Below are 19,664 nucleotides of genomic sequence, written 5' to 3'. Positions count from 1 at the left end.
TTGTGTTGAGGGTGGAGTCGTGTGGCGTTGCGTCAGATTCCCTGATCGTGTTGTGCACAACCGTCGACGATGTTATCCAGGAGCGCTGAGCTCGTCTTCGTCAATCGGAATAATGGTCTCGCCCTGTGTCGGTGGCTCGGGCGAGACCATTGTTGAGGGTTTTCCCGATCCTCGTTTTCGGGAGGAAAGGTGATCGGCCGGGCGGTCCGGGTGCGGCGTCGCCGGGATGACGGCGGGGATGTGGTCGGGAGGGTGATCCCGTGCATCGAAGAACGCCCCCATGGGCAGGTGGCGCGGGAGGGCAGGCATCAGGACGAGCCGGGGGGACGGGCGTTGGGGATCGGTCTGCAGGAGTCGGTGGGCGACGTCGAGGGGCCGAAGATCGTGGTCCACACCAACGACCGGCTCGCGGGAGCGGGGATCGTCGCCACCCTGCGCCAGCTGCCCGAAGCGAGCATCGACGTCACGGCCAACGAGTCCGACCTGTTGCGGGCGCTGGAGAACGCGCACATCGACCTCGTCGTGGTCTACTTCGACTCGCTGCTCGAAGACCCGGGACCGGCGCTGCTGCGCAACCGGATGCGGCACTCGCAGGCGACACCCGTGCTCGCGGTGCTCTCCAGCGGCTTGGACGACGTCCTGCGCGCGCTCGAAATGGGGGTGCGCGGGCTGGTGACGAAGTACGACGAGCCCGCGGTGCTGGTCAACACCGCGCGGGCGCTGCTCAACGGCGAATGCAGCCTGGCGCCCACCATCACCACCCACGTCGTGCAGATGATCAATGAGACCGGTCGGCTGTCCGAACCGGCGGACCAGGTGGTCTTCGACGTGCTCACCAACCGGGAGCAGGAGATCGCGCAGATGCTCGCGATGGGCATGACCACCAAGGAGATCGCCACTCGCACCTTCATCACCAGGGCCACCGTGAAAACGCACATCTCCAACGTGCTCAGCAAGCTCAACTTCGACGAGCGGTCCCAGATCGTGGCGATGGTGTACCGCACGGGCTGGCTAAACAAGAGACTCTTCACGGAATCGGCGGAGTGAGGCCTTCCCCGGTCGGTGTGCGCAGGGTCGGGTGGCGGAACCTCGGCGTTCTTCCCGCTGCGGGATCTTTCTCCCGAGTGGCTCCGCCACGAGGGAAGACCCCGTCCTCGCGAGAAGAACGCTGAGCACCCGCGGGTGGTCCGGCTGGCTGCGTGGTCGCTGCTCAGCGGCTCCTGGCAGGACAAGGAGCTTTTCCGGGAACTGCGGGAAATTCGCTGCGGGTCAGGATTCCGGGGTCAACGGGAGGGTGTTGTCGGTGACCGGGGAGGACAGGACGATGGAGGTCGTCGTGCGGCCGACCTCGGTCATCTTGGACAGGACCGATTCGAGCCTGCCGACGTCGGGGACGGCGACCTTGAAGATCCAGCAGTCCTCGCCCACGACGTGGTGCGTCTCCATGACCTCGGGCAGGCGCAGCAGGTCCTGCACCGCCTCGTCCCGGTAGCCGACGCCGAACGCGGCGAGGCGGATGAACGCCACGATGCCGAAGCCGAGCTTCGCCGGGTCGAGGCGCACCGCGTAGCCGGTGATCACCCCGGTCCGCTCCAAGCGGCGCAGCCGCTCGGCGACCGCGGGCGCGCTGAGCCCGACGCGGCGCGCCAGCTCGGCGTGGGAAGTCCTGCCGTCCCGCTGGAGGTCGGCGAGCAACGCGAGGTCGATCGAGTCCATTTCCGAAGGTGTTTCCGCCACGGCGCCTGTCTTTCGAAGGTGATGGACACGTTCCGCCTACGATATATAAGCTGAACGCATCGTGTCGTGTCACCGTGCCGGTACCGGGGTGGTGCGCGCAAGCCGCCGAGCACGCCAAACGCAGGAGGTCACCGCCGGTGAGCGATCGACGAATCGGGCTCGCGCAAGGAACCGCGCTCTACGTGGGCGCCATCCTCGGCGCGGGCGTGCTCGCCCTCCCGTCCCTGGCGGCGCAGATCGCCGGTCCGGCGTCGGTGCTCGCGTGGCTGGCGCTGGTGGCGCTGTGCGTGCCGGTGGCGGCGACCTTCACCGCGCTCGGCACCCGGTACCCGGACGGTGGCGGCGTCGCCACCTTCGTCAAGCAGGCCTTCGGGCCGCAGGCCAGCGCGGCGGTGGGGTGGTGGTTCTACTTCGCGCTGCCCATCGGAGCCACCGCCGTCGCCTACGTCGGCGGCCAGTACGTCGCGCACGCCTTCGGCGCGGGCGACGACGTGGCCTACCTGGTCGCGGCCGTGATCGTGCTGATCGGGCTGACGACCAACGCGATCGGCCTGCACGTCTCGGGCGGGGTGCAGCTGCTGCTGATCAGCGTGCTGGCCCTGCTGATGGTCGTGACCGTGCTCGCCGCGCTGCCGAAGGCCGACCCCGGCAACCTCGCGCCGTTCCTGCCGAACGGGTGGGCGGCGGTGGGACGCGCGGCCAGCGTCCTGTTCTTCACCTTCGCCGGATGGGAGGCGGTCACGCACCTCTCCGGCGACTTCGCCGACCCGAAGCGGGACCTGCCGAAGGTCACCGCCTGGACGCTGGTGGTCGTCGGCGTCCTCTACGTCGGGCTCGCGCTGACCTGCGTGCTCGTGCTCGGACCGCGGCTGGCGGCCTCGTCGGTGCCGATCACCCTGCTGCTGGAGGAAGGGCTCGGCTCCGGGGCGGCGATGCTGACCGGCGTGCTGGCGTTCCTGCTGACCACCGGGGTGATGAACGCCTACCTCGCCGGCGGGGCCCGGCTCGGTGCCGCGCTCGCGCGCGACGGTGCGCTGCCGCTGCCGCTGGCCCGCGGTGGCGCGGCGGGGGAGACCCCGCGCCGCAGCCTCGCGGTGCTCGGTGGCGTCACGGTCGTCGTGGCCACCGGGGCGCTGGCGGCCGGGATGGACCTGGGGAACCTGATGCTCGCCGCGTCGGCGTGCTTCATGGCCGTGTACGTCGCGGGGCTCGCCGCCGGTGCGAAGCTGCTGCCCACCGGCTCGGCGGTCTGGATCGGTTCGCTGGTGGCGTGCGCGGTCATGGCCGTGGTGCTGGTGTTCTCCGGGTGGTTCCTGCTGCTGCCGGTCGCGCTGGCACTGGGCTCGCTGGCGTTCCGCCGCTACGCGAAGCCGAAGACGCCCGTCGCGGCCTGAACCCCCTGATACCGAGGAGAATTCGCACAATGGCGCATCACGTCCCGACCTGCGTGGGCAAACCGGATCGGTGGATCCCGAAGCACGGTCTCGACGAGAAGGACATGCTGCGGAGCTGGTTGCGGTTCGGGCGCGACACGATCCGGGCCAAGGTCCGCGGGATCACCGCCGACGGCGCCGCCTACAACCCCACCCGGTCCAGCACCTCGCTCGGCGGCATCGTCAAGCACCTCACGACCGTCGAGCAGCACTGGTTCCAGGAAGTTCTGGGGGGAACGACCCTGCCGATGCCGTTCGGCCCGGAGAACCCGGACGGCGACTGGGTTCTGGGCGCCGGCGAGGACTTGCCGGTGCTGCTGGAGCGCTACGACGCGGCCTGCGCGGCGAGCGACGCCGTCATCGACGAACTGGAGCTCACGAGCACCGGCGCGCAGACCGCGGGCGACTACACCCTGCGCTGGGCCCTGTGCCACGTCGCGCTCGACACCGCCCGCCACGCCGGCCAAGCCGACATCATCCGCGAGCAGTGGGACGGCGAACGCGGCTGGTAACGCCACGAGGCGGGGCTCCACTTCGGAGCCCCGCCTCGGATGGCCTCAGCGCCTGTCTTCGACGTCGCATTTCCGGTGTGCGCGCGAGTTGTTCATCGCAATCTTGTCAGCGGCGAAGCCGCTGAGCAGCGACCACCAAAGCAAGAAGACCACCCGCGGGTTCTCAGTAGTCTTCTCGCGAGGACGGCTTTTTCCCTCGTGGCGGAGCCACTTGGGAAAAAGATCCCGCAGCGAGAAGACTACTGAGGTTCCGCCACCCGACCTGCTACGCAGACCGAGGCCGGATACCCGACGAACTCAGTCGTTGGAGCGGCGTTTGACCATGTCCGCGCTGATCTCGGTGGCGCGCTGGGCGAGGACGCTCAGCAGCGAGTCGGAGATGCCGTGGGTGTCCTCGTTGAGGCCGTGCAGGTAGATCCCCGCGCGGTCGTCCTCACCCAGTTCCACCCGGTAGTTCCGGTCGACGGTCGCGTCCCGCGCTCCGGCGCCCTCCACCGCGGAGCGCACCAGGCCGGGCGGTCGCTGGTCGAACCCGGTGCCGAGCAGCACCACGTCGCAGCGGACCTCGGACTTGCGCTCGGTCTTGCGGTCGAACGTGGTGAGCACGACCTCGTCCCCGTCGACGCGGGCCGAGGTGATGTCGGTGGTGGTGACGATCCGGAAGCGCTCGTCGCCCACCAGTCGTTGCAGGTATTGGTCCCGGTAGAGCGAATCCAGCAGGTACGGTGCCAGGCCGGCGTAGTTCGTGGTGCGCATTTCCGCGTTCATGCGTTCCCGCTGCTGCGGCGGCGCGCTGTGGAATTCGTCGACGAAGGACGAGTAGTAGAGCTCGTTGGTGAACGAACTGGTCTGGTAGTAGTCGAAACCGATGGACCGCATGATGATCGTGGGACTGCTGCCCGGGACGTAGTCCTGAACGGACGCGAACATTTCCGCGGCGCTCTGCGCCCCGCCGACCACGACCGGGCGCCGCCAGCCGTTGTCGCGCAGTTCCTCGACCCGGTCCAGGAATCGGGTGCTGTGGATGAGGCGGGATTCGGGGAGGTCCCGGAACACCGCCGGAACGTGCGCGTCCCGGCCGATCCCGAAGACCACGTCGCGGGCCGTCACCGTCGAACCGTCGCCGAATCGGGCCGACCAGCCGGTGACCGTTCCGTCCTCGCCGACGATCGGGGCGATGGTCTCGCACCGCGTGTTGTACCGGGACCGCACTCGCGACAGGTTCGACGCGGCCCACCGGAAGTAGTTCGAGATCTCCAGGCGGTACGGGTGGAAGGTGCCGAGGTTGACGAATTCGTCCATCCGGCCCTGTTCGTGCAGGTAGTTGAGGAAGGTGAAGCGGCTGCGCGGGTTGCGCGGCGTGGCGAGGTCCTTGACGAACGAGACCTGGCTCTGCGCCCAGGGGATGAGCATGCCGCGCTGCCACTGCACCTCGGCGTGCTGTTCGACCATCAGGGTCTGCTCGGCAAGTCCGGACTCGGCGTCCTCCAGCGCCACCATCAAGGCCAGATTGGACGGACCGGCTCCCACGGCGAGCACTTCAACGTCGAATGAAGTCAAGGCTACCCCATTAAAAATCCGACAAGCGGGCGTGTGGATTGGTGCGGCAGCGGTGCGGTGTGCGCACGGCTACCGCGAGGAGAAATCTACCGGCCGAAAAGCCGATCCGGCCTCGATCGGCGGCCGAAACGCACTGCACGTCGGTGCACCTCGACGGAGCCGGAATGCGGGAAATCGACGACTTCGCCTCCACCTTCGCGGTAGTCGTGCCTGCGATTCCGGACCCGAATACGACGATCGGGGAGGTGGTGGAGTCGCGGGACGAACGGCGCCGAGGTGAACGGAGTCGCGTGTTCGCCCGGAAGCGCTAGTCGAACGTGGAGACCGTTCTCCGTGCTCAGCGCGGGACACCGGCGAATTCCGTTCGTAGTGTTCGGATCACTCGCCGGTGCGGCCGGCGAACCGATGAGGACGACACCTTGGGAGATCGCCGTGGACCTGCGTTCCTGGCCGAGCAACGGGTTGACCTACGAGGCCGACTACAACCTGAGAGCGAAGCGCCTGTCCGCTCCGGAGGTCATCGGGAAGTTCCCGTTCGAAGGCGCGTGGTGCGCGGTCGCCCCGGGGCAGACGTCCACGGCGCACGCGCACCACGAACGCGAGATCTTCTTCTTCTTCGGTGGCACCGGCACGGTGCGGGTGGGCGACGAGGCGGAACCGGTCGCCTACGGCGACGAGGTGCACATCCGGCCCGGCGTGGAGCACGAGGTGACCAACGACGGCGCCGACGACCTCGTCTACCTGTCCATCTGGTTCCCCACCGGCGAGGCGACCCCCGCATGACCGCGGACGTCCGGGTGCTCGTCGTCGGTGCCGGGGTCATCGGTGTCAGCGTCGCGTACCACCTCGCGGCGCACCCCTCGGTGCAGGTCACCGTCTGCGAGCAGAACCAGGTCGCGGAGGTCGGTGCGACCGCGAAGTCCGGCGGTCTGATCCGCGGACTGCACATGTCCGATGTGGACTTGGAGCTGGCCGCGCGCGCGGTCCCGCTGATGCGCGACCTCACCGCGCGGCACGCCGGCCCGGGGCGGTTCCGGCGCACCGGGTTCGCGTTCATCACCGACGAGGCCAACCGCGGCGTGCTCGAAGCCCACGTCGCGCGGGCCCGGCAGGCCGGCATCCGGATCGCCTTGCACGACCGGGAATCCGTGCGGTCCGCGCACCCCGACCTGCGGCTCGCGGCCACCGAGGTGGTGGCCGTCGAGCAGGACGCGGGCTACGCGGCGCCCGCGGAGATCTCGGCGGCGCTGGCGCGGCTGGCGGCCGACCGGGGCGTGCGGTTCCGCCTCCGCAGCCGGGTGCAGCACTTGTCGGTCGGCGAGGGCGGGCCGGTCGTCGCCGAGCTGCCCGGCGCGGACGTGGAGGCCGACGTCGTGGTGCTGGCCAACGGGATCTGGTCGCACCACCTGGGCGCCACGGCCGGGGTGAGCGTGCCCATCCGGTCCCGTCCCATCGGTACGGCCTCGGTCGCCGCCACCGGCGCCGGACCGGTGCGGATTCCGCTGGTCATCGACGACGTCCTCGGCACCTACTACCGGCCGGACGGGGACGCGGGCGTGCTGTTCGGGGTGGACCAGGAGCTCGGCGACGAACGGGGCTCGGCCGAACTCGACCGGCGCACGGTGCTCGCCGCCCGCGACGCGCTCTCCGAACGGGTCCCCCGCACCGCAGGGGCCGCCGTGGTGGGCGGCGGCGTGGGCTTCGAGGCGTACACACCGGACCGGCGGCCGCTGGTGGGCTGGTCCGGGAAGCCCGGGATCTACCTGGCCACCGGGATGAGCGGCGGCGGTTTCAAGCTCGCCGCCGGAGTCGGGCACGCCGTCGCGAGCGAGATCGCGACCGGGGCGCCGAACCCGATGTCCGCCGCCTACCGGCCGGACCGGTTCGCCACCAGCGAATCGATCTCGTCGGACTACACCTACAGCACGGTCTGAGCGCCCGCTGCCGACCTCGTCGTCCCCGGTGCGCACCGCCCGCCCGCCATCGGCGGACCCGCTGAGCAGCGACCGGCTCCAGCGGAACGACCGCCGGGGAGCCCTCGGCGGTCCCTCCGCGAGGACGGCGCGCTCGCCGCACAGCGGCGCGCAACAGGAAGTCGCGGCCACACCCGGCGAACGTCGGTGCGGCAGCCGCTGAGGTACCGCTGAGCAATCCGCTGAGCGGGCCAAGTTCCACGACAGGCTCTGAGGTTCGAGGTGACGAACATTCTCCCGCGCATGAAAGAGGACTTGGACACGGTCCTCGGCAAGGACCCGTCGGTCCGCAGCAGAGCCGAAGCGCTGCTGCACGCCAGCATCACCGCGCTCTGGACGTACCGGATCGCGCACCGCTGCTACCGGAACCGCCGGTACGTCCCGGCCAGGGTGCTGGCGAACGCGGCGCGCATCCTGACCGGCATCGAGATCCACCCCGGTGCGCGCATCGGACGGCGGTTCTTCGTCGATCACGGTGCCGCCGTGGTGATCGGCGAGACCTGCGTCATCGGGGACGACGTGATGCTCTACCACCAGGTGACCCTCGGCTCGGTGGGCTGGTGGAAGGACGGCGGTCCGGGCTCCACCCGGCATCCCGTCATCGGCGACCACGTCGTGGTGGGCACCAACGCGAGCGTGCTCGGTGCCATCGAGATCGGTGCCGGGGCGCACATCGCCGCCCACGCGGTCGTCACCCGCTCCGTGCTGCCTGGGGCCGTCGTGCACGCCAGGGACGGCAGGCAGGGCGCGCGCACCCCGGCTTCCTGACGTCCCCGTTCGCGCGAACGGTTCGCAGTGCCTTTCCGACCGCATGCCCGCTACCGCATGCCCGCTACCGCATGCCCGCTACCCGCTTGCCCACTACCGGTTTGGGAGTTCCTGTGGAGAACAAGACGTACGTGGTGACCGCGGCCCCGCCGAACCCGAACGGCGACCTGCACCTCGGTCACCTCTCCGGCCCTTTCCTCGGCTCCGACGTGCTATCTCGCTACCTGCGCCAGACCGGTCACCGGGTGCACCACGTGAGCTACGCCGACGAGCATTCCTGCTACGTGCCCCGGAAAGCGGCGGAGATCGGCGAGGATCCACATCGGACCGCGTACCGCTTCGCCCAGCGGATGGAGCGGTCCCTGGCCGGCGGCAACATGCTCCCGGACCGCTTCGCCCACCCCAAGCAGGACCCGCGGCACGTCGAAGTGGTGCACGACCTGTTCCTGCGCCTGTGGGAGCGCGGTCGCCTCGAAGTCCGCACCCAGCGCGTGTTCCACTGCGAGACCTGCGACCTCAACCTGTACGAGGCCGAACTCACCGGACTGTGCCAGGAGTGCGGTTCGACCAACGGCGGCATGTACTGCGAGGCGTGCGGCTGGCCGCAGGCCAGCGACGGGCTCGCCGAACCGCGCTGCCACTTCTGCGGCGAAGCTCCGTCCATCGTGGACGAAGAGCGGATCGTGCTGCCCGTGGAGCGGTACCGCAAGGCGCTGCGCAACTACCTGGACTCCGTCGACCTCCGCCCGCGTCCGCGCGACTTCATCAAGGCGCTGCTCGCCGAGCCGCTGGAGGACGCCGCGTTCACCCGGCGCGGCACCTACGGCGTGCCCGTGCCGCTGCCCGGGTGGGAGGGCCACATCATCGACACCTGGTTCGCCGGGGTGTGCGGCTACCTGTTCAGCCTGGACACGTTGCAGGGCGGGATGAACTCGGAAAGGTCCGGCCGCGACATCTGGGAGGACCCGGAGACCGCGGTGGTGCACTTCCTCGGTTTCGACTGCCTGTACTCGCACGCCGTGTTCTGGCCCGCGCTGTGCATGGCGGAGGAGTCGCTGGTGCTGCCCGAGCAGATCGTGACCAACGAGTTCTACCAGCTGGAAGGGCTGAAGTTCTCCACCAGCCGCGGTCACGCCATCTGGGGCTCGGAGTTCTTCGAGGAGCACGCGGCCGACGCCGTCCGGTTCTACCTGGCACGCACCAGCCCGGAGACCGAGGAGACCAGCTTCTACCGGCAGCGCTTCGACGCGGCGACGCGGGAACTCGGCACCTACTTCGGAGACACCGCCGAGCTGCTGGTCGGCATGGTGCGGCGCAGCTATGCGGGGCGCATCCCGCGATTCGACGCCGCAGCGCCCGGCAAGTACACCGCGATGGCGCAGGAACGGGTCGACCGGCTCGCCGCCGCGTTCGACGTCCGCACGTTCTCGCTGCGGTCCGCGGCGGAGGAACTGCGCTCGTTCGCGGTCGAGACCTACTCCGAGGTGTTCCGGATCTACTCGCTGGGCCAGGAGACCGCGGGCGGCGGGCGGCGGCTGCACGACCTCGCGGAGGCGTTCCTGCGGCTCGTGGTGGCCGCCTACCCGATCATGCCGACCTGGTCGGAGTCGGTGCTGCGCCACTTCGGCGCCGAGGTCAGCTGGTCGCTCGACGGGCTGCGGACCTGGCCGGAGGCGTCGGTGAACCTGACCGGCGACGCGCTGGTGGGCCCGGAGCTGCGCACGCCGCTGGCGCGGTACCGGGGGCAGCGTTGACGCGGACGTTCGGCCGCCTGCTGGCCGAAGTGGTCGGCGTGGGGCTGCTGCTGTGCGTGCCGGTGCTCGCGGACCGGATGGTCGACGTCGCGTCGTGGCTGCTGACGTGCTCGCTCGGGCTGGTCGTCGGGGTGGCGACCCGCCTGGCGCTGGCGCACCGCACCGAGGAGCGCGGGGTGCTCGCGGGCGACCCGGTGGAGCAGGGCGTGATCAGCGCTTGGTACGTCGGCGGCATCCTCGCCGGGCAGGTGTTCCTGTGCGGGTTCGCCGGGCACGTGGTGGCCGCGGCGATCGGCGCCGGCGGCGCGGGCGGCTGGATCGGCGTCGGGCTGCTCGTGCTCAGCGGACTGCTGGCGCTCGCCCGCCCGGCGCTCGGCGACGCGGCGAAGCGGGCCCGGACGGTGCTCACGGTGCTCACCGCGCTGGTGTGGTCGTGGTGGCCCGCCGCGGTGGACCTGTCCGGCACGTCGAGCGCGGTGAGCGCGGCCGGGCCGGTGGCGACCGGGCTGCTGTTCTTCGTGTCCATCGTGGGCTGGGAGGTGCGCCGCTCCTGGTCGCCCGCGGAATCCCGCACCGGACGCCGGGTGCTGTTCCCGGTCTTCCTGGTGGTGGCCGCCTTCGGGGCCGGGCTGATCTCGTTGCGGCTGGTCCGCGCGGGTGCCGACGGGCCGGGGAGCGCGGGCCCGGTGCTGGCGGCCCTCGTCGGCCTGCTCGCGGTGAGCTACTGCCGCACCAACCTGGTCGCGGCCTCGACGTTGTCGGCGGGGCTGCGCGGCACCCGCGGTCCGCTGCCGGTGGCAGCGGCGGTGGCGCCCGTCGCGGTCGTGCTGGTGCTGGCGCAGCTGCGTGGCTGGGAGGTCGGCTACTTCCTCTACGGGCCCGCCGCGATGACGTTGTGCCTGTTCGCCTGGATGTCCGGCAGGGTCGCCGCCAACGCGGCGGCGGCGACCGGTGCGCGGGTCGCGGGCATCGCCGGCGCGGGGGCGCTGCTGGTGGTGTCCCCGGCGCTGGGTCCGGCGATCCTGTTCCCCGGCGTGGTCGGGGCGATCGCGTTCGCCCGGTTCGCGCTGGTGCGACCCGGTGGCCCGGCAGGCGCGGCGAGACGTTCGGGAACCGAGATCGAGGAGGCAACGTGATCATCGAGATCCGCACCTACCGGCTGGAGCCCGGAACGGGGGAGAGCTTCGCGGGGCTGCTGCGCGACAGGTCGGTGCCGATGCTGCGCCGGTCCGGGATCCGCGTGCTCGACCACGGGCTCTCGGCGGTCGCCGAAGACGGCCACGAGGAGGCGTACCTCATCCGCGCGTTCCCCGACCTGGAGACCCGCGTCGCGCAGGAGGACGCGTTCTACGGCGGTGACGCCTGGAAAACCGGGCCTCGGGAGGAGATCGTGTCCCGCATCAGCAGCTACCACACCATCGTGCTGGAAGTGCCCGAGCAAGCCGCGACGAGCCTCGCGAAGGACGGTGCGGCGTGATTCCGCCGGCCCGCTGATCCGGGCATGATGAGGCCGGGGCGCGGTATCGGCCGTGCCGCACCGCGGCGAGGAGGCGACGTGCTGGACATGCGAACGGCGTGCGAGCGGTGCTCGGCGGAACTGCCGCGCGATTCGACGGAGGCCTACATCTGCTCCTACGAATGCACCTTCTGCGCTCGGTGCACCACCGAACTGACCAGAACCTGCCCCAACTGCGGCGGAATCTTGCAGTTGCGGCCTTCTCGGGTTGGGCCTGCGTAGGGGTGGGGTGGCGGAAACTCAGCGGGATTCTCGCTGCGGGATCGTTTTCCCGAGTGGCTCCGCCACGAGGGAAAAAGCTGTCCTCGCGAGAATCCCGCTGAGAACCAGCGGGTGGTCCGGTTGCGTGCGTGGTCGCTGCTCAGCGGCTTCGCCGCTGACAAGACGGGGAACGCGTTCTTGTTCGGTAAGTCAGTTCCGGTCTCGGGCCAGAGCTGGGGCGGGGGTTTTGCGGGCGGGGCGTAGGACTTGGCGGTTGACTGCTAGGGCGGTGAGGGAGAGGAGGGCGATGGTGGCCGCGAACAGCTGGAAGGTGGCGGTGGTGCCGATTTCTCGCACCAGGAATCCGACGATCACGGCCGGGACCGAGATCGCGCAGTAGGCGACCACGTAGAAGGCGGCCATGACGCTCGCCCGGTGGGTCGGTGGGGCGATCTCGCCCACCAGGCGGATCGAGCCGACCATGCTGGTGCCGACTCCGGTGCCGATCACCAGGCTGGCTGCGATGAACAGCACCGGTGCCGGGAATTCCAGCGACAGCGCCATGATGGCCACTCCGGCGACCAGCGTCACCAGGCCGCCCGCGATGAGGGTGCTCGTGGCGCGCGCCTTCAGCAGCAGCGGTGCGACGGCCGAAGCCCCGCCCAGCGCGAAGATGGCGAGCCCGGCGGCGAGGTAGGTCTGCGACCGCAGCAGCGCCGGGGCCAGCGTCGGCACCAGGGACTGGTAGAGCCCCACGTTCGCCCACGCGGCCGTGATCCCCAGCCCGGACAGCACGAACGGTGCCCGGATGCCGCGCGGAACCCGCGGTCCCGCGAACCGCAGGCGGCGCGGCCCGGAACCGCGCGCCACCGTCTCCGGCAAGAACGCGGCGGTAACGACCAGCGCGGCCACCAGGACGGCCAGCACCGCGAACGGAACGACCAGCGGGCTCGGCGAGAACTGCACCAGCACGGCCCCGAACAGCCCGCCGCAGCCGACCCCGAGCGAACTGGCGACGGCGTTGAGCAAGCCACCCCGTCCGGGTTCCGCGGGCGGAGCGAACTCCAGCAGGGCGGCGCCGGCCGCGCTGATCGCGATCCCGGTGGCGAGCCCCTGCAACCCGCGCGCGACGAACAGCCAGCTCACCGAGTACGCGTTGAGGAACACCGCCATCGCGGCGAGCAGACCGACCAGCCCCGCGATGATGACCGGCCGCCGACCCCAGCTGTCGGACAGGCGCCCGAACAGCAGCAGCGCCACGAGCACCCCGACGCAGTACACCGCGTACACCAAGGTCAACGCGGGCGTCGAGAAACCCCACTGCGCCTGGTAGAGCTTGTAGAGCGGGGCGGGGGCGGTCGCCGCGGCCAGGCAGAGCCCGATCACCGCGGCGGACACCGCGAACGCGGCGCCACGAGCGAGCCGACGCGGGCGCGCGAGGGTCGAATCCGATTCGTGCACGAGTCCCGAGTCTGCGCCGGGCTCGCAGCGCGCACGAGTGGCAGAGTCGACAACCTTCGTCAAGATCGTGACATACGCTGTCGGCATGCCCACCGGAACCGTCGCTGTGGCGGTAGTGGACGGCATGCCGATGTACGAGCTGTCCATCGCGTGCGAAATCTTCGGCACCGCCCGGCCCGACCTCGCCGACCCCTGGTACTCGCTGCGCCTCTGCGCCGCCGACCCCGGCGGCACCTCCGTCCAAGGCGGGTTCCAGGTGCGGACCGAGCACGGGCTCGACGCCCTGGCCGCCGCGGACACCGTCGTGGTGCCCGCGCTGCCCGACCACGGGACCGAACCGGAACCGCGCCTGGTGGACGCGGTGCGGGCGGCGCACCTGGCCGGAGCCAGGATGGTGGCGCTGTGCACCGGCGCGTTCGCGTTCGCCGCCGCGGGCCTGCTGGACGGGCGCCGCGCCACCACGCACTGGCTGCACGCCGACGCGCTGGCGAGCAGGTATCCGCGGGTGCGGGTCGACCCGGCGGTGCTCTACGTCGACGAGGGCGACGTGCTCACCAGCGCGGGACGGTCCGCCGGCCTCGACCTGTGCCTGCACCTCGTCGGCGTCGACCTGGGCACGGGAGCGGCCAACCGGCTGGCGCGCCGCCTCGTCGCGCCGAGCCACCGCCCCGGCGGGCAAGCGCAGTACATCGAAACCCCCGTCCCGCGCTACGACGACGGGCTCGGGCCGGTGCTGCACTGGATGGTCGAGAACCTGCACGCCCCGCTGACCATCGCCGACGTGGCGCGGCACGCGGGGCTGAGCACGCGCACCCTCCTCCGCCGCTTCCACGACTCCACCGGCACGACCCCGTTGCGCTGGCTGCACGAACGGCGGCTGGCGAGCGCGCGCGAACTGCTCGAAGCCACCGATCACTCCATCGAGGACATCGCGCGGCGCTGCGGCATGGGCTCCGCTGCGAACCTGCGCCACCACTTCACCCGCAACCTGGGCACCTCCCCGACCCAGTACCGCCGCACCTTCCTCGACGCGTAGCGCGAGTCCTGGAGCGGGTGGCGCGACCTCGGCGCTTTCCTGCCCGCAGGGCCGTGTTCAGCCTTCGAGCGCCCCCGGAGCCGCTGAGCTCGTGGACGTCGTTCTGCTGGACCTGGCGGATCACCGGGTGGCCTTCGCCGGTCTGCTTCACCCGATGCACCGAGCACTGTGCTCGGTGCACCGGGGAGCTCGCGGCTCGGGCGATCTTGACGCAGCGCGCTCAGCGCGGTGCCTAAGCGGAAGCTGATCAAGCTTTCGTGGTGATCTCGCGACCAGGTGATATCGCTATGCGTAACCTGCGCTACTTTCCGTGGTCGCAAGGAATTCATGGGGATCCGCGCGCACGTCCGACGCGCGGAGTTGAAACCGGGGGAGTCCGCAGTGAGCCTGTCCGAACGCGTTCGAGTCGTCGTCGACGCTCCGGCGTTCCAGAAAGCGATCACGGCCGTGATCCTGATCAACGCGATCACCCTGGGGTGCGAGACCTTCCCGGGATTGTCGGCCCAGTACGGGGACGTGCTGCGAGCGGTGGACCAGACGGCGCTGGTCGTTTTCGTAGCGGAGCTGGCGGCGCGGTTGTTCGCCTACCGGGCCGCGTTCTTCCGCGATCCGTGGAACTGCTTCGACACCGTGATCGTCGGGGTGGCGCTGATGGCCACTTCGGGCGCGTTCGGCGTGCTGCGCGCGTTGCGGGTCCTGCGCGCGCTGCGGCTGGTGTCCGCCGTTCCCAGCATGCGGCGCGTGGTCTCGGCGCTGCTCTCGGCACTTCCGGGCATGGCGTCGATCGCCGCGCTGCTCGGGCTGATCCTCTACGTCGCCGCGGTGGTGGCGACCAAGCTGTTCAGCGCGGTCTCCCCGGAGTACTTCGGCGACCTGGCGAGCTCGCTGTTCACCCTGTTCCAGGTGATGACCGGCGAGGCCTGGTCCGAGGTGGCGCGGGAGGTGATGGACGAGCAGCCGATGGCGTGGATCTTCTTCATCCTCTACATCGCGGTCACCACCTACACCGTGCTCAACCTCGTCATCGCCGTCGCCGTCAGCGCGATGGAAACGCAGATCGCCGACGAACGGCAGGACAGCGGCCACGACGACCGGCCCGTGCTCGACGTGCTGCTGGCGGAGGTCAAGGACCTCCGCGCCGAAGTCCGCAGGCTGCACGAACCCGCCCGAGCCCCGGAGTGATCGGAGGTTCCCGTCCCGCGAGGACTCTCCTCGCGGGACTCCCGCTCAGAAGGAGGCGATCGGGTCGCCGAAGAGGGTGGCGTCGGGCGTCACGCCCAGACCGGGTCCGGTGGGCATGGTGATGTGGCCGCCCTCGATCCGGATCCCCGCCCGCGGGTCGTAGTGCTCGGCGATGTAGGGCGCGGCGATCCAGACCCCTTCGTTGAGCTCCGGGCGCACCGTGGCGCCGACGTGCAGGCAGGCGGCGGCGATCACGTCCCCGCCCCAGGCGTCGTCGCAGCTGTGCGGCAACCGCCGCGCGGCGCACAGATCGCGGAACGCGCGCATCGGCTGCAGGCCGCCGATCCGCGTCACCTTCATGCCGAACCCGTCGACCAGGCCGGTGCCCGCCGCCGTGATCACGGTGTTCAGGTCGACGCCGCCTTCGTCGAGGTAGATCGGGTGCTGCAGCTGCGGGCGGACGCGGGCCAGTTCTTCCACGCTGTCGCAGGGCTGTTCCAGCACCACGGGGATGTCGGCGCACTCGCGGCTGAGGCGCAGCACGTCGCGCGTGTTCCAGCTGCGGTTCCCGTCCGCCGCGAGCCGCACGCCCGAGCCGCCGACGGCCTCCCAGACCTTGCGCAGGGCCTCGATGTCGGTCTCCACCGGACGCCCGCCGAGCTTCACCTGAAGCCGCGGATACCCCTCGGCGACCCGGTCGGCGGCGATCCGCGCGGTCTCGTCGGGATCGCCGACGCCGGAGGAGTAGTAGGAGGGCACGCGTTCCGTCGCCGCGCCGCCCAGGAGTTCGGCCACCCGCACGCCGAGTCGCTTGCCGATCAGGTCGTGCGCGGCGATGTCGAGGGCCGCCTTCGCGTAGTGGTGGCCGTTGAGCAGCGCGTCCATCCGGCGGTGCAGCGCCAGCGGCCACAGGTCGGCGCCGATCAGCCCCGGCGCCATCTCGGCCAGCGCGGCGCGGGCGCCCCCGGCGTGGGCCTCGGCGTAGGTGGGGCCGACGGGACAGGTCTCGCCCCAGCCTTCGGTACCGTCCTCGGCCACGAGGCGCACCAGCGTCGTCTGCAGCGACCAGACGGTGCTGCTGGCGATGACGAACGGCGGGTTCGCGACCGGCAGGTCGTGCGCGTAGACGTGGATTTCGCGGATCTTCATGCGGCTCCAGACCTGGACGGCGAAGCGGAAACGGACGCCGCTTCGGCGAGCAGTGCGGCGCGGTGGTCGGCTTTCGTCGAACGATCATCCTACGGCCGGTGAGAGGGCGTGGTCATCGCCGCCGATTAGTGAACGGGTTGTTCGTTAGCGGCGTTGCGTCCGGGAGTTCTTCCGTCGACCTCCACCGGTGCACGCCGAAAACCTCCACTCCGCCGTAGCCGCTCTGCCAAGGTTTCGGTCGCTGCGTTCGAAATATGAACACAACCGTCGTGGCCGAGCTGTACCCGGCGGAGTCGCGGAAGCACCCGAGAACCCGCTGGGGTCGGTTTGCTCTGGTGGTCGCTGCAGCTGCTTCGCCGCTGACAAGGAACAGCAACAGGAACCACCTGAGGTTCCGCCACCTGACCACGACGCAGCCGGGGCGGAGGAGGTCACGGCTTTGCCGCGTCGCGCCAGAGCAGTTCTGCCAGGCGTTCTACCGTGCTCTGCATCTGGTGGAGTGCTTCGGGAATCCGGGCGCGGCCGAAGCGGCTGCGGGGGCCGTTGAGCGTCAGGATCGCGACGAGGGTTCCGGCGCTGTCGCGGATGGGGCGCGACAGCGACAGCAGCTCCGGTTCCAGTTCGTTGTCGATGATGGCGAAGCCTTGTTCGCCGACCTGCTGCAGTTCGGTGAGCAGCGCTTCGCGGTCGGTGATGGTCTGCGGGGTGAACGCTTCGAGCTTGGCGGGCAGCGTCGCGCGCAGGGCGTCGGCGGAACGTTCCGCCAGCAGCACCTTGCCGGTGGAGCTGGCGTGCATCGGGTAGCGCTCGCCGACCATGTTGCGCGACAGCACGCCGACCACGTGCGAGCCGACCGCTTCGGCGACCAGGTCGAGGCCGTCGAGGGAGTTCGGGATCGACAGCGTCACGGCTTCGTTGAACTCGTCGGCCAGTTCCTGCAGCACGGGCTTGGCGTGGGCGACGAGACCGGCGTACGGGTCGGCGTGCCTGCCGAGGCGGGCGAGTTCCCAGCCGAGCACGTAGTTGGTGTCGATGCGGTCGACCAAGCCGCCCTGTTCCAGGCTGTAGAGCAGCCGGAACGCGGTGGGCCTGCTCAGCCCGGCCGCTTTCGCGAGCGTGGTGGCGGTGGTGCCGGTGCGCGGTTGGGCGGCCAGTTCGCGGAGCAGCCGCACTGCTTTGGTGACCGATTTGTTGGCCAGCTCCGACTGCTTGGGCTCGTCGCCCATCGGACTCTCGCCTCCTGATCGCGCCTGATTCGGGGGAGCCGTTCGTGCGAACAGGCTAACAGGCGCGTTCACTTAGTGGACGCGATGGCCGAAAGTGCACGTGGGCGCGGAGGCGGGGGCCGCGGTGGTGGTGCCGCCGCGGCCCCGGCCGGTCAGGCGGGTGTGACTTCGAGCCGGTCGCCCGCGGCGGCGCCGGCATGGGCGCGGGCGTACCGGCGGCCCGGGTGGTCGTCGGCGAGGCGCACCTGGCCGGGCCCGTGGAGCTTCTCGCGCAGGGTGCGGCCTTCGTACTCGGTCCACATCGCTTCGCGGCGCTGCAGCTCGGGCACGACGAGTTCGATGAAGTCCGCGATGTCCTGGTACTTCACGGCGTTGCCGAGGTTGAAGCCGTCGATGTCGCAGTCCTCGACCCAGCTGATCAGCTCCTTGGCGACGGTGCGCGGTGAGCCGACGATGGTGGGCCCGCTGCCGCCGATACCGATGAATTCGGCGATGTCGCGCGGTGTCCACTCCCGGTCCGGGTCCATCTTGGAGAACAGGTCGACCATGGTCTGCCCGGCCTCGGTCTTGACGTGCCGCAGCGGCACGTCCGGGTCGAACTGGGACATGTCCAGGGCGGTCCAGCCGCTGTAGCGGGCCATCGCACCGGAGTAGCTGACCAGTTCGCGGTAGCGCTCGTACTTCGCGTGCGCCTGCTCGTCGGTCTCGGCGACGACGACGTTGAGCATCTGCAGCACTCGCACCGACCGCGGATCGCGGCCCGCCTGCGCCGCCTGCAGGCGCAGCGCGTCCACCTGCCTGCGCAGCGCCTTCTTCGACACGGCGTTCACGAACACGCCTTCGGCGTGGGCGGCGGCCAGGGCGCGGCCCTTCGACGAACCGCCCGCCTGGAAGATCACCGGGGTGCGCTGCGGTGACGGCTCGCACAACGAGAACCCCGGCACGGTGAAGTACTTGCCCCGGTGGTCGATGTCGTGCACCCGCAACGGATCGGCGTAGACGCAGCGCTCCCGGTCGCGGACCACGGCGTCGTCGTCCCAGGAGCCCTCCCAGAGCTTGTAGCAGACCTCCAGGTGCTCGGCGGCGACGTCGTAGCGCTCGTCGTGGGAGGGCAGCAGGCCGTTGCCGATGTTGCGGGCGGCGCTGTCGGCGTAGGAGGTCACCAGGTTCCAGCCGATGCGGCCGTCGGTGAGGTGGTCGAGGGTGCTGAACTTGCGGGCCAGCGTGTAGGGGTGCTCGTAGGTCGTCGAGCCGGTCAGGCCGAACCCGAGGTGCTCGGTGGCTGCGGCCATCGCGGAGAGCACGAGGGCCGGGTCGTTCGCGGGCAGCTGCGCTCCATCGGCGAGCGCGGCGGCGGGGCCGCCCTGGTAGACGTCGTGGTAGCCGACGTTGTCGGCGAAGAACACCCCGTCGAAGCGGCCCTGTTCGAGCAACCGGGCGTACTCGGTCCAGTAGCGGACGTCCTTGTAGCGGTGGCCCTGGTCCTTCTCGTGCCGCCACAATCCCGCGGAGAGGTGCGCCGGGCCCTGGAATTCGAAGGCGAACAGCCGCATGCGGCGAGACAGCATCGTCTTACTCCTGTTCACGTACCGGAGGATGGAGCGGGATTCGGCGCCGCGGTGCGCCGCGGCGGAGCACCTACGGGGTGGGTTCGCGGTAGCCGCCGAGGGAACCGCGGTGGAAGATCAGCGGCCGGCCGCCACCGGCTTGCAGCCGCAGCACCTCGGCCACCACGATCACGTGGTCGCCGCCCTCCAGCTCTTGCACGACCGCGCAGTCGATCCACGCGTGCGCACCGGCGATCTGCGGGCTGCCCTCGATGGATTCGTGCCAGTTCAGCGCGGCGAACTTGTCGGCTCCCCTGCTCGACATCGCGTGGCAGACGTCGTGCTGGCCGTCGGACAGGACGCTGGCGCTGAAGTGCCGGGCGGCGCGCACCTTCGGCCAGCTGCCGGAGGTGGCCGCGACGCTGAAGGTGACCAGCGGCGGGTCCAGGGACAGCGATTGGAAGGTGCCGACGACGAGCCCGGCGGGGGAGCCGGTGCCGGGCTCGCGCCCGGCCACGACGGTCACGCCCGTGGGCAGGTGACCGATGACGTCGCGGAAATAACGGGGCTCGATCGTCGCAGTCGGCAGTGTCATGATCTTGTTCCTCC

At 70.4% G+C, this 19,664-nt stretch carries 19 protein-coding genes; 12 read left to right on the top strand and 7 right to left on the bottom strand.

What is annotated here, in order from left to right:
- Nucleotides 1–333 precede the first annotated feature (333 nt).
- Complete coding sequence (locus BJ969_RS16330; RefSeq protein ID WP_184479765.1) at nt 334–1,047, top strand: helix-turn-helix transcriptional regulator; 714 nt, start codon at nt 334–336, stop codon at nt 1,045–1,047.
- Nucleotides 1,048–1,269: 222 nt separating this feature from the next.
- Here the strand turns inward: BJ969_RS16330 and BJ969_RS16325 are convergent, their stop codons facing one another.
- Nucleotides 1,270–1,716, bottom strand: a complete 447-nt coding sequence (locus tag BJ969_RS16325) for an Lrp/AsnC family transcriptional regulator (RefSeq protein ID WP_184479764.1) — start codon at nt 1,714–1,716, stop codon at nt 1,270–1,272.
- Between the two features lie 158 nt (nt 1,717–1,874).
- Here BJ969_RS16325 and BJ969_RS16320 point away from each other — a divergent pair, with 158 nt between their 5' ends.
- The gene (locus BJ969_RS16320; RefSeq protein ID WP_184479763.1) at nt 1,875–3,131 is read left to right on the top strand and encodes an amino acid permease; all 1,257 of its coding nucleotides are present in this window, start codon (nt 1,875–1,877) and stop codon (nt 3,129–3,131) included.
- A 29-nt stretch (nt 3,132–3,160) separates the two neighbouring features.
- Nucleotides 3,161–3,682: a DinB family protein gene (locus BJ969_RS16315; RefSeq protein WP_184479762.1), complete on the top strand. Its 522-nt coding sequence runs from the start codon at nt 3,161–3,163 to the stop codon at nt 3,680–3,682.
- Nucleotides 3,683–3,979: 297 nt separating this feature from the next.
- Here the strand turns inward: BJ969_RS16315 and BJ969_RS16310 are convergent, their stop codons facing one another.
- Nucleotides 3,980–5,212, bottom strand: coding sequence for a SidA/IucD/PvdA family monooxygenase (locus tag BJ969_RS16310; protein WP_343071714.1), 1,233 nt, complete (start codon nt 5,210–5,212; stop codon nt 3,980–3,982).
- A gap of 435 nt (nt 5,213–5,647) precedes the next feature.
- Between BJ969_RS16310 and BJ969_RS16305 the strand changes: the two genes are divergently transcribed.
- The 7 genes from BJ969_RS16305 (at nt 5,648) to BJ969_RS31005 (ending at nt 11,475) form a co-directional block, all read left to right on the top strand.
- On the top strand, nt 5,648–6,025 hold the full coding sequence (locus BJ969_RS16305; RefSeq protein ID WP_184479760.1) for a cupin domain-containing protein: 378 nt from the start codon (nt 5,648–5,650) through the stop codon (nt 6,023–6,025).
- Nucleotides 6,022–7,176, top strand: coding sequence for an NAD(P)/FAD-dependent oxidoreductase (locus tag BJ969_RS16300; protein ID WP_184479759.1), 1,155 nt, complete (start codon nt 6,022–6,024; stop codon nt 7,174–7,176). The genes BJ969_RS16305 and BJ969_RS16300 overlap by 4 nt, the downstream gene beginning before the upstream one ends.
- A 282-nt stretch (nt 7,177–7,458) precedes the next feature.
- Nucleotides 7,459–7,983: a serine O-acetyltransferase EpsC gene (gene epsC / locus BJ969_RS16295; protein WP_184479758.1), complete on the top strand. Its 525-nt coding sequence runs from the start codon at nt 7,459–7,461 to the stop codon at nt 7,981–7,983.
- A gap of 113 nt (nt 7,984–8,096) precedes the next feature.
- On the top strand, nt 8,097–9,737 hold the full coding sequence (locus BJ969_RS16290) for a class I tRNA ligase family protein (RefSeq protein WP_184479757.1): 1,641 nt from the start codon (nt 8,097–8,099) through the stop codon (nt 9,735–9,737).
- Complete coding sequence (locus BJ969_RS16285; RefSeq protein ID WP_184479756.1) at nt 9,734–10,873, top strand: hypothetical protein; 1,140 nt, start codon at nt 9,734–9,736, stop codon at nt 10,871–10,873. Before BJ969_RS16290 ends, BJ969_RS16285 begins: the two co-directional genes overlap by 4 nt.
- Nucleotides 10,870–11,214, top strand: coding sequence for an NIPSNAP family protein (locus BJ969_RS16280; protein WP_184479755.1), 345 nt, complete (start codon nt 10,870–10,872; stop codon nt 11,212–11,214). The genes BJ969_RS16285 and BJ969_RS16280 overlap by 4 nt, the downstream gene beginning before the upstream one ends.
- Before the next feature lie 24 nt (nt 11,215–11,238).
- Nucleotides 11,239–11,475, top strand: a complete 237-nt coding sequence (locus BJ969_RS31005; protein ID WP_425503558.1) for a DUF1272 domain-containing protein — start codon at nt 11,239–11,241, stop codon at nt 11,473–11,475.
- Between the two features lie 189 nt (nt 11,476–11,664).
- On the opposite strand, the gene BJ969_RS16270 is transcribed toward BJ969_RS31005, so the two are convergent.
- Nucleotides 11,665–12,915, bottom strand: a complete 1,251-nt coding sequence (locus BJ969_RS16270) for an MFS transporter (RefSeq protein ID WP_184479753.1) — start codon at nt 12,913–12,915, stop codon at nt 11,665–11,667.
- An 85-nt stretch (nt 12,916–13,000) separates the two neighbouring features.
- Here BJ969_RS16270 and BJ969_RS16265 point away from each other — a divergent pair, with 85 nt between their 5' ends.
- Together BJ969_RS16265 and BJ969_RS16260 are read left to right on the top strand one after the other, a co-directional pair.
- Nucleotides 13,001–13,951 (top strand): helix-turn-helix domain-containing protein, encoded by a 951-nt coding sequence (locus tag BJ969_RS16265; RefSeq protein ID WP_184479752.1) that lies wholly within the window; start codon nt 13,001–13,003, stop codon nt 13,949–13,951.
- Between the two features lie 381 nt (nt 13,952–14,332).
- Nucleotides 14,333–15,133 carry an ion transporter gene (locus BJ969_RS16260; RefSeq protein ID WP_343071440.1) on the top strand — a complete coding sequence of 267 codons (801 nt, stop codon included), beginning with the start codon at nt 14,333–14,335 and terminating at the stop codon, nt 15,131–15,133.
- Between the two features lie 45 nt (nt 15,134–15,178).
- On the opposite strand, the gene BJ969_RS16255 is transcribed toward BJ969_RS16260, so the two are convergent.
- The 4 genes from BJ969_RS16255 to BJ969_RS16240 all read right to left on the bottom strand — a co-directional run bounded on the left by BJ969_RS16255 (nt 15,179) and on the right by BJ969_RS16240 (nt 19,650).
- A complete protein-coding gene (locus BJ969_RS16255) occupies nt 15,179–16,282 on the bottom strand; it encodes a mandelate racemase/muconate lactonizing enzyme family protein (RefSeq protein WP_184479750.1) in 1,104 nt (367 codons plus the stop codon).
- Between the two features lie 431 nt (nt 16,283–16,713).
- Nucleotides 16,714–17,508: an IclR family transcriptional regulator gene (locus tag BJ969_RS16250; RefSeq protein WP_184479749.1), complete on the bottom strand. Its 795-nt coding sequence runs from the start codon at nt 17,506–17,508 to the stop codon at nt 16,714–16,716.
- 152 nt (nt 17,509–17,660) lie between these two features.
- Complete coding sequence (locus BJ969_RS16245; protein ID WP_221315845.1) at nt 17,661–19,076, bottom strand: LLM class flavin-dependent oxidoreductase; 1,416 nt, start codon at nt 19,074–19,076, stop codon at nt 17,661–17,663.
- Between the two features lie 70 nt (nt 19,077–19,146).
- The gene (locus BJ969_RS16240; protein ID WP_184479748.1) at nt 19,147–19,650 is read right to left on the bottom strand and encodes a flavin reductase family protein; all 504 of its coding nucleotides are present in this window, start codon (nt 19,648–19,650) and stop codon (nt 19,147–19,149) included.
- Nucleotides 19,651–19,664: the final 14 nt, after the last annotated feature.

Source organism: Saccharopolyspora gloriosae (assembly GCF_014203325.1).
GTDB lineage: Bacteria > Actinomycetota > Actinomycetes > Mycobacteriales > Pseudonocardiaceae > Saccharopolyspora_C > Saccharopolyspora_C gloriosae.
The sequence above is the reverse complement of the archived record's forward strand: the minus strand, read 5'-3'. Positions and strand labels throughout refer to the sequence as shown.